The 15771-nt window shown below is 47.6% G+C and carries 12 protein-coding genes; 1 reads left to right on the top strand and 11 read right to left on the bottom strand.

What is annotated here, in order from left to right; all coding sequences use genetic code 11:
- Positions 1–43: 43 nt before the first annotated feature.
- The 7 genes from ACIDF8_RS06375 to ACIDF8_RS06345 all read right to left on the bottom strand — a co-directional run bounded on the left by ACIDF8_RS06375 (position 44) and on the right by ACIDF8_RS06345 (position 8134).
- Entirely contained in the window at positions 44–1828 is a 1785-nt protein-coding gene (locus ACIDF8_RS06375; RefSeq protein WP_412009783.1) for a methyl-accepting chemotaxis protein, read from the bottom strand.
- 20 nt (positions 1829–1848) lie between these two features.
- Positions 1849–2379 carry a chemotaxis protein CheW gene (locus tag ACIDF8_RS06370; RefSeq protein WP_412009782.1) on the bottom strand — a complete coding sequence of 177 codons (531 nt, stop codon included), beginning with the start codon at positions 2377–2379 and terminating at the stop codon, positions 1849–1851.
- Positions 2380–2457: 78 nt separating this feature from the next.
- Positions 2458–4080: a methyl-accepting chemotaxis protein gene (locus ACIDF8_RS06365; protein WP_412009781.1), complete on the bottom strand. Its 1623-nt coding sequence runs from the start codon at positions 4078–4080 to the stop codon at positions 2458–2460.
- Between the two features lie 60 nt (positions 4081–4140).
- The gene (locus tag ACIDF8_RS06360; protein ID WP_412009780.1) at positions 4141–6324 is read right to left on the bottom strand and encodes a chemotaxis protein CheA; all 2184 of its coding nucleotides are present in this window, start codon (positions 6322–6324) and stop codon (positions 4141–4143) included.
- Positions 6325–6348: 24 nt separating this feature from the next.
- Positions 6349–6672, bottom strand: coding sequence for an STAS domain-containing protein (locus tag ACIDF8_RS06355; protein ID WP_412009779.1), 324 nt, complete (start codon positions 6670–6672; stop codon positions 6349–6351).
- A gap of 53 nt (positions 6673–6725) precedes the next feature.
- Positions 6726–7094, bottom strand: coding sequence for a response regulator (locus ACIDF8_RS06350; RefSeq protein ID WP_049637930.1), 369 nt, complete (start codon positions 7092–7094; stop codon positions 6726–6728).
- A 26-nt stretch (positions 7095–7120) separates the two neighbouring features.
- The gene (locus ACIDF8_RS06345; protein ID WP_412009778.1) at positions 7121–8134 is read right to left on the bottom strand and encodes a methyl-accepting chemotaxis protein; all 1014 of its coding nucleotides are present in this window, start codon (positions 8132–8134) and stop codon (positions 7121–7123) included.
- A 217-nt stretch (positions 8135–8351) separates the two neighbouring features.
- Here ACIDF8_RS06345 and ACIDF8_RS06340 point away from each other — a divergent pair, with 217 nt between their 5' ends.
- On the top strand, positions 8352–10412 hold the full coding sequence (locus ACIDF8_RS06340) for a putative bifunctional diguanylate cyclase/phosphodiesterase (protein ID WP_412009777.1): 2061 nt from the start codon (positions 8352–8354) through the stop codon (positions 10410–10412).
- A 64-nt stretch (positions 10413–10476) separates the two neighbouring features.
- On the opposite strand, the gene ACIDF8_RS06335 is transcribed toward ACIDF8_RS06340, so the two are convergent.
- The 4 genes from ACIDF8_RS06335 to ACIDF8_RS06320 all read right to left on the bottom strand — a co-directional run bounded on the left by ACIDF8_RS06335 (position 10477) and on the right by ACIDF8_RS06320 (position 15676).
- The gene (locus ACIDF8_RS06335) at positions 10477–11760 is read right to left on the bottom strand and encodes an alginate export family protein (RefSeq protein WP_412009776.1); all 1284 of its coding nucleotides are present in this window, start codon (positions 11758–11760) and stop codon (positions 10477–10479) included.
- A 296-nt stretch (positions 11761–12056) separates the two neighbouring features.
- Positions 12057–12479, bottom strand: a complete 423-nt coding sequence (locus ACIDF8_RS06330) for a c-type cytochrome (RefSeq protein ID WP_412009775.1) — start codon at positions 12477–12479, stop codon at positions 12057–12059.
- A 92-nt stretch (positions 12480–12571) separates the two neighbouring features.
- Complete coding sequence (locus ACIDF8_RS06325; RefSeq protein WP_412009774.1) at positions 12572–13294, bottom strand: PEP-CTERM sorting domain-containing protein; 723 nt, start codon at positions 13292–13294, stop codon at positions 12572–12574.
- Between the two features lie 87 nt (positions 13295–13381).
- Positions 13382–15676 (bottom strand): LamG-like jellyroll fold domain-containing protein, encoded by a 2295-nt coding sequence (locus ACIDF8_RS06320; RefSeq protein ID WP_412009773.1) that lies wholly within the window; start codon positions 15674–15676, stop codon positions 13382–13384.
- Between the last annotated feature and the right edge of the window lie 95 nt (positions 15677–15771).

Here is a 15771-nt window from a genome sequence, read left to right as displayed (position 1 = left end):
TGGCTCATGCTTCCCGACATCAGCCACACCCATCCCGATCAAGTTAAAACTTCACAAACTGTGACTCATCAATATCAGCCGCCGTCGCAGTCGCGACATGCAGTGATGCTTTACTGCTGGCAGGCGTGGTCACTTTTTTAACGCTCTTTTTCACTGCGGCTGAAAAACCACCACTGCCTTCGGAACCTACCTTAAAGTAGGAGATCAGTTGTTGCAGTTGCTCAGCCTGGCCGCTCATTTCCTCTGCCGTGGCTGCCAGCTCTTCACTTGAGCTGGCGTTTTGCTGGGTCACCTGACTCAACTGGTTCATGGCTGCCGTAATCTGTAAGGCACCGCTGCTTTGTTCTTCACTCGCGGCATAAATCTCTTGTACCAAATCACTGGTTTTGTTGATGCTAGGCACAATCTCATCTAGCAAGTCACCGGCACGCTCGGCAAGGCCCACGGAGTTCTTAGCCACTTCACCGATCTCTTGCGCAGCGACCTGGCTACGCTCTGCCAGCTTGCGTACTTCTGCCGCAACCACCGCAAAACCTTTACCATGCTCACCCGCACGCGCTGCTTCAATCGCTGCGTTCAATGCCAGCAGGTTGGTCTGGTAGGCAATGTCATCAATGATGCTGATCTTGTCGGCGATGCTCTTCATGGCAACCACGGTGTCTTTTACAGCAGCACCACCCTCATTGGCATCTTTAGACGCCTTACCAGCAATGCCGTCAGTGACTTTAGAATTTTCGGTGTTCTGGTTGATCGAAGCACTCATCTGCTCAACGGAAGCAGAGGTTTCTTCGACAGAAGCGGCTTGCTCATTGGTCGCCTGGCTGATACTTTGCGCGGTGGCACTCACTTGCTCAGAAGCACTGGCAATGTTATCGGCTGAACCTCGCACTTCGGAAATAATGCCGGTCAGGCGGTTCACCATGCCATCAATGGCAAACAAAATACTGGTTGTATCGCCTGGGCGTAAATCTGTCTTAACGGTTAAATCGCCTTCTGCCACGCGTTTAACAATGCCTGCAGCATAAGCGGGCTCACCACCGATTTGAGACAGTAACTGTTCCACCATTTGCTTCATGGAATACAACAGACTAGTGGTATCGCCGGGTTTGGTTTCCACTTGAACAGTGTAGTCGCCGGAAGCGACTGTTTTGACCACAGATGCCGCGTAATCTGGCTCACCGCCTAGTTGTTTAAGCAGGTTACGGGTAATAAAGAAGCCAATGGTGGCTGCTAGTACGATCACAGCCAAGGCGATTGAACGGGAGAGTAGTAGAGCGGTCGCCTGTGTGTCAGAAGCGTCTTTTGAAGCCTTTTGACCAATTTCCACGTTGTATTTTCTATCCGCTTCAATCGCTTGTGAAACTTTCAGGAAGTCATCTTTCGCAGCGAAGACAGCCTTACGTGCCTCATCAATTTTGTTAGCACGTGAGAGCGACAATACACGCTCACGTACTGTATCGTAACTTCTCAACTCAGACTTAATCCCTTCAATCAAGCTACGATCTTTATCGTCGGTGATATTCTCGGACTCATACTTCTTAACGCCTTCATCAAGCTTGGCCCGGTATTCCAGAATCACGCGATCCAACTGTGTCATGGTCGCGTCATCGGTATTGACGATATGCTGATAAACCGTTTCTTGCATATCCGCATAAGCTTTGGACATCTCATCCAGCACAATAATGCTGGGCACGGTATTGATATTGAGATAATTGGTTTTATTGTATACCTGGTCCAGGTAATACTGTGCCATAGAGGCGATTAAGACTAGGCCAAATACCGCTGTACCAATCAGCAATATCATTTTTTTTGCAACGGTCATTTTCATTTCATCTTCCTTTTCCACATTTAGTGATGCGTCTCAACCGTACCAGCCAAGGTTGCGATCTCATCTACAGACAAGACACTGTTTACATTCAAGATAATCACAAACTTGCCTTCAATTTTCCCCATGCCTTCAATAAAATCAGCACGGATATTGGCGCCAAAACTGGGTGCCGGCTCGATATTGGCAGACTCGATATCCACCACCTCATTCACGGCATCCACCATCACGCCTACCACCTGCGTCCCTTCTGCATGAGCGACCTCAATAATCACAATGCAGGTTTTACGGGTAATATCTGCGCTGGGCTTATCAAACCGAGCCGCCATATCAATTACGGGTACTACCGCCCCCCGTAGATTAATCACGCCTCTGATAAAGCCCGGCATTTTGGGCACTTCAGTGAGCTGACCATACTCAATAATCTCTTTGATATTGAGAATATTGAGGGCAAAAATCTCTCGCCCGAGGACAAAGGTCAGGTACTGCTGAATCCCGTTTTCTAATATTGCTTGCTGTGTTTTTGGTGGCTCTGCCACACTGACTGCACTCATGAATTTTCCTTTCTCTCAGACCGCCAGCTTGATAGCGCTAACCGATTAGCTAGCCCTCACCTGAACGGTCAATATCCTTTAGAATTTGACGAACTGTGCCTCATCAATCTTGTGATAGTCGCTAGATGGCGTAGCAGCAGCCGGACGCGAAACCAAAGGCTTGGAAGCCTTCTGGATGACTTTTTTAGTCGCCGCAGAGACGGGTTGATCATCGGCACTGACTTTGAAGTAACCGATCAGTTGTTGCAGTTGCTCGGCCTGGCCGCTCATTTCTTCTGCTGTTGCTGCCAGTTCTTCACTTGAGCTGGCGTTTTCCTGCGTAACTTGACTCAGCTGGTTCATGGCCGCCGTAATCTGTAGGGCACCGCTGCTTTGTTCTTCACTCGCGGCATAGATCTCTTGCACCAGGTCACTGGTTTTGTTGATGCTAGGCACGATTTCATCCAGCAAATCACCAGCACGTTCGGCTAAGCCCACAGAGTTTTTCGCCACCTCACCAATCTCTTGCGCGGCCACCTGGCTACGTTCTGCCAGTTTGCGCACTTCGGCCGCGACCACGGCAAAGCCCTTACCATGCTCACCAGCACGTGCCGCTTCAATCGCCGCATTCAAGGCCAGCAGGTTGGTCTGGTAGGCAATGTCATCAATAATGCCGATCTTGTCAGCAATGCTCTTCATCGCAATCACGGTATCTTTCACCGCAGCGCCACCCTCGTTAGCATCTTTCGCGGCTTTACCGGCAATACCATCGGTCACTTTGGAGTTTTCAGCATTCTGGTTAATAGAAGCGCTCATCTGCTCAACAGAAGCAGAAGTTTCTTCTACCGAGGCCGCCTGTTCATTGGTGGCCTGGCTGATACTTTGTGCCGTCGCACTCACTTGCTCGGAGGCACTGGCAATGTTGTCGGCAGAGGCTTTGATCTCATTAATGACATTGCTGATTTTTTCGGACATGGTCTTCATCGAAGCCATCATCTGGCCAATTTCATCATTAGAGGTCACTTCAACCTTTTGGGTTAAATCACCATTGGCAATCGCATTGGCAGAAATCACGGCATTGTTCAAAGGGCGGGTGATGGATCGGATGATAAAAAATGCCAACGCCAACACGGTTAATGAAATCAGGCCGCCAATAATAAGACCTGTTTTAACTGCGCCTGCTTTGATTTCCAAGGCATTTTCGGCTGAAGATTTAGCGAGTGCCTGGTTATAAGCCATATGTTCATCAATGGCATTGTTCAACTCTTCAGCGACTTTTGCGTTTGAGGTCAGCACAGCCAACGCTTCTTTTTGCTTACCGTCTCTTGAAAATTTAATGACCTCATTCACCCCAGGCAAATAAGCCTCGTAACCTTTACGAACCTTATCCAAAAGCTCTTTATCCTTGGCGTCAGCAATATATTCATTGCCATATTTTGTGAGCCCGCTTTCAACGCCTTGCTTGGCGTCATTGATCGCTTGCTCAATGCTAGTCATGGCGCTTGCGTCAGTGTTCAGAACGTGACGATAAACGCGGACTCGCAATTGACTAAACCGCTTCATCACTTCATTCAATGTATTGATGCTTGGAATTGAATTCACGTTTGACATATTGGTGGCATCAAATACTTTTTCGATACCGTTGTAGCTGAGGCCGATCAAACTGAATAATCCAAGGATTGCGATGGCAATCATGAGGGAGATCTTGTGAGAAACTTTCATTACAAACCCGCTTTCTTTAATCAATAAATTGTTTGGCTAAACCGCTTGGCGAATGGTTACTTAACCTTCCGCCAGCGCCTGTTCTTTTATGCTTTCCATATTGGCCAGTTGCATCATGCGCGGCACATCCAATACCAGTGCCACACTGCCTGAGCCTAGAATGGTGAAGCCGCCAATACCTTTCACATGCTCAAACACCTTGCCTAGGGGTTTAATCACGGTCTGGAATTCACCAATTAACTTATCCACCACTAATCCTATTTTTTGATTTGCGTACTGCATGACGACGATGTTTTGCCGTGTGGGAGGTTCCCCTTTACATTCGAACTCATCCCTGAGCTTGAGGTAAGGCAATACCTCGCCCCTCAGGTTAATAAAGTTACGTTTATCGCTGACTGAAGACGCGTAATCTTCAGCCGACAATTCGATACATTCCACCACCATGTCCAATGGCACCACATAGGAGGAATCTGCGACCCCTACTAGGAAACCGTCAATAATCGCCAACGTTAGCGGCAGGCGGATGCTCATTGTGCATCCCAGCCCTGGCGTGGATTGAATGTCTATGGTGCCGCGTAAGGCCTGAATATTGCGCTTGACCACATCCATGCCCACGCCGCGGCCAGACAGGTTACTCACGGCATCTGCCGTTGAAAAACCTGCTTCAAAAATAAGGTTATAAATATCTTTGTCGCTGAGTGACTGTTCTGCAGATACCAAGCCTTTGTCTATGGCTTTGGCCAGGATCTTGTCGCGATTAAGGCCTGCGCCATCATCACTGACCTCAATCACAATACTGCCTGAATCGTGGAAAGCGTTAAGCTTGAGCGTGCCATAAGCGGGCTTGCCTTTAGCGACACGCGCTTCGGCAGATTCAATACCGTGGTCCATGGAGTTACGCACCAGATGGGTGAGCGGATCACTGATTTTTTCCACCACGGTTTTATCGAGTTCGGTCTCTTCGCCACTGATTTCCAGGCGGATATCTTTACCCAGCTCCTTGCTCACATCGCGTACGACGCGGTTAAAGCGGCTGAACGTGGCACCGATTTGCACCATACGCAGCGCCAGTGCTGAGTCACGCACTTGCTCTACCAATGTAGCAATATTGGAAGTGGCCTCGTTCATGGCGCTGTCGCCTATTCTGTCAGCAATCAGGGTAGCACCGGCACCGGCGATGATCAGCTCACCTACCAGGTTAATCAGTTCATCGAGCTTGTTGGCATCAATGCGGATAAAGTTGGATTCTGAATTTTTGGTTTCTTTGACCTGGCGTTGTTTTTCAAGCGCCGCATTCACCACCGCTGGCTGTACTAGTTGCTCATTGACGAGCGTTTGGCCAATCGGTTGTTTATCAACCGCTGCAACATCAGCCTGTTTGGCAAGCGCCGCTTCAAGCTCTGTTGGCGTCAAGGTGCCACACTTGACCAAGATCTCGCCTAGCTTCATTTCTTCATTCGAGAGGCGGTCAATCAGGTCAATATAGTGCTGAACCTGGCTGTGCGGTGGCAGGATATGAATGTCACAATCGTCACGAACAAAATCAAAAATACTTTCTATTTCAACTTTACTTGCCTGACTTTCATAGCTGATTTCAAAGCCCAGGTAACAACTCTCAGCATCCATTTCTTCCAGAGATGGCAATGCCTGGGTGATGGTCGCGACATGCACTATCTTGCCCATGGTGTTCATGTAGCGCAGGAAACTGAAAGGATCCATGCCACTGCGGAAAGTGTCAGGCCCAAATCTTAACGAGATATGCCAGCAGCTGGTTTCTACACCATCCAAGCTTTCCACCACACCTGAAGCCTCATGCTGTGAGGCAACAGGCAATGCAGCTGCAGTTGCACTAGGCGCACCCAAATAAACATTCAGGCGGTTAATCAGGCCATCATTGACCACCAGGGTATCGGCGTCAGGGGTAGTCCCCTCGGCGACATGATCAATCAGTTTGCTGATAAAATCGCCGACTTCCAGAAACAGGGCGACGATTTCTTCGGTGACCGGGATTTCACCATTGCGAACCTTATCCAGTACGCTTTCCGCCACATGCGTAAAGCTGATAATAAAATCCAGGCCAAACAAGCCAGCCGAACCTTTAATGGTATGTGCCGCACGGAAGATGGCATTAATTTTCTCTTCGTCTTCTGGATTTTGCTCCAGCGTCAGCAAAGCCTCTTCCATTTGCTGCAACAAATCGCGGCTTTCAATAATGTAAATCTGCAGGGATTCATCTAGTTCCATCGTGTTTTATCCTCGAATATGGGCTTAAGCAGCCTCTTCAGTGAGCACTTGGGTAATGCCAAAGAAGCCCGCAGTGTCAGAAAGCTCGATCAACGCCATCACCGCATCGCTAGGGTTCTCAAGCTGACACGCCAGCCCATGGGAGAGTGCATGCAAGCGGATCGCCATCAAAATCTGCAGACCTGCCGCATCCACTTCATCAACCTCTGCCAGATCAAGATGCAGCGGCACCGTTTTGCTCAGCGCGGCCTTGACTTCGGCCATGGTTTCCGCCGCGTTGTAAATATTTAGTTCGCCACTAAAGGTCAGCGCACAACGCGCTTCATTGGTATCAATCATGACTGGCATATTGGAACTCCCTGAGATAAAAAATCGACGGATCGCTTAAAACTGGTCCAACCCTATGGCAGTACCAGTTTGGAAACTGCGTTTAATAGTTGTGGTGGTTGGAAAGGTTTCACCATCCAAGCCTTGGCACCGCCGGCCTGGCCTTGCATTTTTTTCTCTTCGGCGCTCTCGGTGGTGAGCATGATCACTGGCGTGAATTTGTACGCCGGGATTTGCTTGCTGGCTTTGAGAAACTCAATGCCGTTCATATTGGGCATGTTGACATCACTGATGATGAGATGGATTTTTTGCCCGTTTAACTTGGTGAGCGCGTCTTTACCGTCTTCGGCTTCGATCACATCGTAACCGGCGCCTTTGAGGGCAGTCCCGACCACGGACCGCAAAGAAGAAGAGTCATCTACAATAAGTATGGTTTTTGCCATGGCGATATCCTTATTATCTAAAGCATTTAAAAGAAAGTGATGTCATCTGCATCGTTGCTGGTGCTGGCTGGAGGGGGGCTGGCACCAAAAGTTTTTTTGCCAAACTTAGAAGCGGGCTTCGAGCGTTTGTCATGAATCTGGGTTTGCTCACGCATGGTGTAAGTGGATTTGAGCTCCTTCAACCATTCATCGACACTGCCCAGGCCATTGACATCATCGACTCTGTGGTTCAGTTTCTCGATATCCTGCTGCACATGGCTGAGCATCTGGCTGACGCGGTCCTGAAACTGCAATGAATACAGCACTTGGTCAATTTCCTGCGCAACGTGCTGGCTTTCGTTAATCATCTGCTGGCTCTCCTGCACCACCTCGTTGGCGGTATGACCAAATTTATCCAGCACAGTGTTCACAATCTGCTCCGCTTCCACCAAGGTGTGCGCATCTTTCTTTTCGAACTCTTTTGAAACTTGGGAAACGTTTTTAATCGCTTGCGAGACACGGTTCACGGTTTCAGAAATATGTGAGCCAGTCCTGCCCGCATCTGAAGACAGTCTTTTCACCGCATCGGCCACCACCGCAAAACCACGTCCGCGTTCACCGACGCGTGCGGCCTCAATTGCGGCATTCACAGCCACCATGCCGGTCTCTTTGGCAATACGTGTCACAATATCTGCCATGTCCAGCAGCTCTTTGGTATAACTGGATAAGGTAGACACGGCCTCTAGCAAGGTATGCTTTTCATCAATGCTGGTTTTGAGCAAGGCAATCACCGTGGCCAATTGCTCCTGGCTTAAATTAAGCAGCTCAAGTAATTGCGCATTACTCTCAGACTGCCCATGGCTGGTGACTGCGCGTACACTTTGCGACAAGCTGGCAAACTTCGCGCTCAACTCATCAATCGAGCTACTGGTCAGTGTTTTTGCTGCGTGAATCTGATCCGCCCACAGCGGTAACACCGATAAGCACAACTGCTGTAACTCCTCAGGACGGAATTCAGGCATATCGTTGGTGCTCGAAGTGTGATCGTAGTAGTTTTGCATTCATGAGGTCCTTACAGTAGTGCCGATGAAATGACATGTATTTATCTCAATTTTAAGAGACTGACTGGTGTATTAATCCCCTGATAAGCGTGGGTTTATTTGCCCTAATCAACTGCTTGGGACTACCCTAAAGCCTGCGCGATTTATGGCGTTATAGAGAGACGAGTGGTGCACAACCGCCAACGTGAGTTTTTCACGTTAAAACAAGGAGTTGGTCATGAAAACGCAGGAAATCAACATCAAAAAAACCTTATTGCGGTTCATCTTTATCATGATCGCCAGTATTTCAGTGACCGTTGGTTGCCTGATCTGGATGACGCACCAAACCTACTTTTCACGCGGGGTGATCACGAATACGTTGATCCCCAATATGGAGGCATTGAATGAGGTCAGGACGGAAACGTTGATTCTGATTGCGGATGTGAGAGAGTCGCTCAGAACGCAGGATTTATATGAACGCAAGCATGTATTACCCAAAATATTGAACAAAATGCATGTGCTCACCAACAAGGTAGAACAGCTCAAAGAACAACCATCCGTCAATACACGCAATTTGGAACTGGTGAACAAAATTCAGCAGGATTACCGGCTGTTTAATGAGGAAGTCCAACAGCTGTTAGCGCAACAGCCTCAGGACAAATCGGTTGCGACATTGACCACGCGATTTACCCCGGTATTTCATGCAGGAAAAGCAACCATAGAGAGCGTAGATAACGCACTCGCGGCCAATCTTTTGCAAACGGAAGAAGAGTTCAAGTCGCTCGAATATCTGGAATTCACAAATATCGGGATTTATCTGGCCAGCATGCTCTTACTCCTTGCAGTGCTGTATGTGGCCGGCAAAAAAACCTATCAGAAAATCATGGCGGTACTGGGTTCAGAACCAAGTGAATTTATCAGCGTGATCAATGGCTTACTCGAAGGAAAGCAGCTCCCTCAGCAACCAGCACAAGAAAATAGCTTGATGTACAAACTGCAGCAATCCTTGTTGTTTGATAAGGAAACAGGCGTACTGAATAAACTGGGTTTTTTACAACAATTCCCGCAGTCGTTTAAAGTAGATCAACCTGTGGTTGCAACCTTGATCCGGGTGCAATCTTTAGAAGAGCTGTCCGAGTTTATCGGCTCAACCAATACCACTGAGTTGTTGCGGCAGCTTTTGGCACGACTGCAGGAGAAGACCGTGTCAAATAGTCTGATTGCGCGCGTGGCGTACTCTAGTTTTCTTTGGGTCAGGGAGGAGTGCGGCGATGATAAAACGCTGGTTGCCGAAATTGAGACATTGCTTGCCCGCTTGCAAGCCCCCTACTCACTGGGCATCCGCACCATCAAGATCAAAACCTATGCCGGGATCATGAAGCTGCCGCAAGACACCGAGAATTACAAATTGCTGGTCCCCTATACCACGCTGGCAGCCACCAAAGCGGAAAAAACGCTACAGCAGTACCTGTTTTTTGCCCCTGGCTTTTTGCAGGAATCGCTGGATTATATTGAAATGGAGAACGCGCTATCGCATGCGCTGGAAAACAAGGAGTTTGAGGTTTATCTGCAACCGCAAGTGGATATCCGTGACAACCGGATTGCGGGTGCCGAGGCCTTGATCCGCTGGAAACATCCATTAAAAGGCTTTATCCCGCCCGACAAGTTTATCCCGGTGGCTGAACGCAACGGGCAGATTCTGGAAATTGGCGACTGGATTTTGGGCCAAGGCATGAGCTATGCCGTTGAAATCAATCAATCCCGCCATGACATCATCCCAATTTCAATCAATTTATCTTCACACCAAATCCAGGCGCCCTTCTTTTTTGATCACTTGCAATACCAGCTGAATCATTGGGAATGCAAACCCGCCTGGATCAAGCTGGAGATTACCGAATCTGTACTGTTAGAGAAAAGTGAAGAGGTCCTCAAAACCCTGCTACAAATTGCCGCATTGGGCATCACCATCTCGCTAGACGATTTTGGCACCGGCTACTCCTCACTGAGCTACCTGACCAAATACCCGATTAGCCAGATCAAGATAGACCGGGCGTTTATGAACGATATTCCCTTGCATCTAGACAATACCGAACTGGTTAAAGCGATTGTCAAACTGGCCGAGATCCTGCACTTTGAAGTGGTGGCTGAAGGCATAGAGTCGCTGGAGCAATTAAACTTCTTGAACACCACGTCATGCAAGCTGGTGCAGGGCTATTACTTTTATAAGCCCATGCCTTACAGCAACTTCAAGACACTGATCAAGGCACCTGAAACGCTCAAGGTGACGAGTGCCGCTTGATTAAAACCAGTACATCTTTTGACCCATTGCCCTCTGCTGCACACAACCACAGACCAGCCAGCGATTAAAACTGGTACAGCATCGTCAACCAGCTTTTAGTGGTATCCGGTTTACGTGAAGCTGCGTTGAGACTGCTGCCTAACGTGTCGTCCTCATAAAAGCGCGCGTATTCAAACTTGGCCTGCAACTTTGGCGTGTATTGATAAGCACAGGAAAAATCCCACTCGTTACCATAATGGTCTCCCATGCCACGAGGCGTCTGATAGCGCTGATCGGCAAAGAGGGTGTGCCACTCCGTATGCAAGGTCCACTGGTCAAACTTACCGCCCACTGTCAGATAGCGGTCTATCATGCCTTGTCTAGGGGTGGTGGTAAACAAATCCGTCCAACCCTGAAAAGGGTGCAAGGTCGCAAATGGCGTTTGAAATGCATACAACCCGTGGTTACTGGATAGAATTTCCTGATCCACTCTGGCAAACCATTGTTTGTAGCCTAATCCTAACCCCATTCTACGGTAAGACACATCAATAGCGCTGGCACCGCCTTGGTAAGCCGTTTGATGGGCCAGCTCCAGCGTATGTAGCCAGCGCCAGTCAGCATGCAAATCGATCGCCCCATCAAAACGCAAGCCGATATCCTTATGCGAATTATTCAGGACGCCGGTATTTTGTCCTGTGTCAGGCTGATCCATAAAGTAGCCGTAAGCGGTGACACTTGCCTTGGGTGCATACTGATAACTGGCATGCGCGATATCAAAGTTAGTATTGCGGTATTTGCCTGTAGACTGGCGCAAATGCTCATAATGCCCAACTAAAAATTCAGTGTTGGCCAGCGAGTGATTGGTCAGCGTCAGCCCGTCAAACACTTGAGACGATTGCCGGAAAATAATATCCCCGACATAGCGCGTATTATCGATACGGATAATTTGCCTGCCAAGCCGGACTTTACTCTGCGGAATGCCGGTGTAATCAATAAATAACTGATTAATATCAGTGATTTCAGGATCTTGCACCGTCGGTAGCTGACTGGGATGGTTGCGTCCCATATTATTGTCGTAAAAATCCTGGTTCAGGTGGCTCACATTAATCAATTGCGCCGTGACACTGAGGTCTTTGTAAGGCGCGGTTTGCCATCCGAGCAAGGACTGCAAGGTTAATGCGTTGGCGTCGTCTGGCTTGTTGGCCTGGTCTACATACTCATAACGGAACCGGAATTGTGATACCGATTTACCCTGATGAATCGCCTCATACACACTGCTCACGCTACCTTCCTCTGCATAGAGCGCAGCATGAAAAGTCAGCAACAGGCCCAACAAAGGACGGCTACCTAGCCTGGGAATATGGTGCATGGTTGTCACCCCATTAATCAATTATGGCAAATAATAACGGTGATCGCAGCAAGGCAATTCATGCATTATCGTTTTGAATCTGCCCCATTTTTTGAATTGATACCCGAGTCAATGAATACAGAAAACCGGCTGGTGGCTGGCTTGTCATTGGTTAATCAGGACGGCCAGGAGCAGTCTGTAAGAGATTAAGAAGTTGAGAATAAGCGTTGATTTAGTCTTAACACAAAAAGACAATAGCCTTTCATGCGCTCACAATCGGGCTCGAGTCAAGCGGTATGTCATGTTACTGATTAGAATTACTCATCGCCATTGGGTATAGTTTCCAACCAGGTACGAATTGCCCATATTTCCTCTTGGGTCAATTTATCTGCGAAAGCCGGCATGGATATTTTGCTATTGCTACTGTTTTTTCCTTCATGCACGGATTTGAAGTAAAAAGCATCCCCCTCTTCTGCTGTAGGTAAAAAACGTAAATCTGGGGCTTTGCCCTGAGCGACAGCATTTTCCCCATGACAGAGGGCACAGTGCGCTTTATATAACCGATAACCAATATTTTCTGCCGTGCGATTGCCTCGATATGGATTTTTATTTTGTGGTTCCTCCAAGGGAGACAGTCCATTTTGCATCGCTTCAGCAGAGAGTGCGCTAGATGCAATCAGTGATAAAAAAATGAGTCGAGTTAACTGAGTTGATATTGAAAAAAAACTGACAATATTCATTGGTGTTGGCTGCTCTGAGATTGTCAAAATATGGCTGCTACACTTGCTAACAGTTGGTAGCAGCCATGTGTTAACCCTTTAAAAACCTGTGACTAAACGTCTCTTTTTTGCCTGCGTACCAAGCAAACCAAACCCAAGCCCATCAGTGACAGAATCGCTGTATCTGGCTCAGGGACTGCAGCAACCAGCTGTGAACCATACAATCGCAGTGTAGAACTCGCATTGAAATCGCCAATATCAACCACGCCGAAATAGATATCGAAATTACCGGTGTGGTCTGCTTTGAATGAGAAACTGGTGAGACCAGTACTCGCTAAATCATTACCGGAGGCATGGCTTGCAGTTGTGTTACCCACATCGCTTAAGGTAGACAATTTGCCGTTGATCACAATAAAACTGTAGTCTTTACCAATGTTACTTGCGCCTACATCGCGCGTTGCAAAGCTATAGTCAAAAGAAAGCGTGTCGCCCGCTTTTAAGTTGAAACTCAGCTTCATTGCAGAGCCTTCGTAAGCTTGCGCACTGAAGGAGTCAATATCCAAACTGCCATCAGCCAAACCTAAATAGCTTTCCAACCCTGTGCCAATATTTGTTTGCTCAGGCTCATTGCCAGAAACATTCAGCGCACCAGCATCAAGGGGATAATCATCCTGGTTGAATTTAGAGGCTGTAGTGAGCGTCCATACATTATTCAAATTGCCAACATCGCCTCTGTAACTTTGTACCTGGAGGTTGTTTGCCATTGCGTGGCCCGAGACTGAAAAGATCATTAAAGAAGCGATTAACACATTGCGTAAAATCAATTGCGGTTTCATTTTAATACTCCTGTGATATGACTCATGAATGTCATCAATGGGTAGTGCTCATCATCTGCACCACCCTGAGTTGTTTAAGAAAAATCGTTAGAAATAAAAGCTATTTTTGTCGATTTTATTAGCGGTTGTTGCTTTCAAAGTAATCAGTGTACGGAAAGCAGTCGGTCTGGAAGCGCCATCAGTATCCACCTGAATAATGGTATCGCCGCCCTGGCTGACTGCACGCACATAGCCATCTGCGATTGGATCACTTCCTTTATATCCAACCGCCTTCAGCAACTGGATGAGGTTCAACTTATCACGCCCAACAATGAAATCGGTAACCGTAGCACCGGCATCCCGGATCGAACGCAACACGTAAGTATTGTGACCATTCCCTCCAGTGAACAAGGATCCCCCCGTGACAATAATTTCATCATCATTGTTTGTAGCGTTAACCACTTGACGACTACCGGCTGGGGTAACCCTGTTTTTACGTGCGGTTAGCCACTGATCGGGAGTCAGTGCCGCATTGGTGATACGAATTTCGTTGATACAACCACGGAACCCGTTGACATGCCCGCCTTGCCAGCCACCATATTGACCGGCGCCAACAACCCAGGCGGCCCAATTTAAACCTGCGATCCCAACGGCTGATTTGACATTACGCAAAACCGGAGCGCCTGCAACATACATCGTTGTATCATGTGTCACAGGATCATTCACAATCGCAACATGCTCCCATGTATCGGCCATCACCTCCCCTGACCAGTTTGTTTTTTCGGCAACACCTGAACTTAAAAAGGTAGTTGGCTCCCATTGAAATTCACGAAGGCTTGAAACCGCAAATAACAGTGAACTCTCCCCCCCGTCACCCCCTTGATAACCACCAATCCAACCTCTGGGCATATCACGCGTCAGAATATTCATCCAGGCACCATTCGCCGGTGTCCAGTCTTTGGCAATTTTTACGAAAGCTTCAACGGTATATCCTGAGTTTTTGAATTGCTCATTACTTAAAGCACCATTACCATCGGTAAAAAAGAAAGCAGGATTGGGTTTGGTCTTGTCGTTTGTCATAAAACAAACGCTACCATTAGAGGCGGAATAGGCGTGATGATCGGCTGACCACATAATATCGCCAGACTTACCCTCAAAGTGCAATGGATTTTTTCCGGTTTGATCAGGCACGGCATACTTATCAGCGCCATTGACGACAGGAGTACCCACTGTGCCGGTATCAAATTTCCAATGTGCCAAAGTGTTACCGCTATGTGCATAATCATCTCGGTCTAGCGGTGTAAGAACGACTGGTTCTGGCTGCTCCGTGAAGCTTTCAGCAATATCATTACGCAAATCTTCGACAATAGATGTGTGGTAATTTATTGAGCCAGCAATAAAAGTCGGGTTAAAGCCTTTAAACCTCTCAGCAAAATTCATATCCACCGAAAATTCATTGCCATTGCCAGTTAATAGTGCGCGGTCAAACTGTGTGATAGTCGACTCAGGCTTTTCTGGGACCCAAGGTGAAAATGCCAAGCCATTGATCTTATTATTAGTCAGGTCAAATTCATATACCTGCATTTGCGCATTACCACCTTGGTAAGCCATTTGATAGTCAACTACCATCTCCCAAACAGTATGACCATAATTATTGGTCCTTGCCTTGTGACCGGAGCCGTGATTATGCCCACAAACAACCATGAAGATTTGATCGTTATCCTTGATGAGTTGATCCCATAAAAAGTTACTGTAGTCTGTTTCTACAACATTGACACCGTCACTTTGTATAGCCAAGAATTCATGGCTAGTCAAAATAACAGGGAGTGTTGGATGATCTTTGATCACCTGGCGAGCCCATGCGATAGCGGAATTTGAGGCGCGCCACGAAAGAGCAAGGACCAAGTATTGCTGACCTTCAGCCGTAAAAATGTGATATTCGTGCCAGCCATTTGGACTGCGTCCTCCAAAGGTGCTTTGCTTTTGCGCTCTGGAAGTAGGAAAATATTTTAGATAGTTGTCATTACTCGTTCTTTGCTCATCAGTGCAGTCTGTTTGCGATCCCCAGTAACTGCATCCGTAAGTAACGTCATGATTGCCTGCCAGAATGGAGTAGTTTACACCGCCATCCTCAAGTATTTTCATTGCCTTCGTTGCAACTTCCCACTGTGGAATCTTACTCTGCTGATCCACAACATCGCCGACATGAACAACAAAGGGAATATTGTATTTTTTTGAGTTTTGCACTAACCAGCTTGTTTGTGATGTATATGGCTCAGAGCCATATCTTTCCATAAATTGATTACCTTCTGCAGGGGTAGCATAACGTGAATAAAATTGCGTGTCGGGTAACACAGCAATCCCGAAACTAGATACTACTTGGGCAAAAGCAATGTTTTGCATCAAAACACCCGCTAATATTAGGCCCATACGATGACAGACTTTCATTTCTACTCTCCAAATTGAATGTACCTGTGGCTTGGTTGCCAGAAATGAAA

This window comes from Methylophilus sp. 3sh_L, assembly GCF_046766015.1.
In the GTDB taxonomy this organism is placed as follows: Bacteria; Pseudomonadota; Gammaproteobacteria; order Burkholderiales; family Methylophilaceae; genus Methylophilus.
This window is presented reverse-complemented; position numbering and strand designations above follow the sequence as displayed.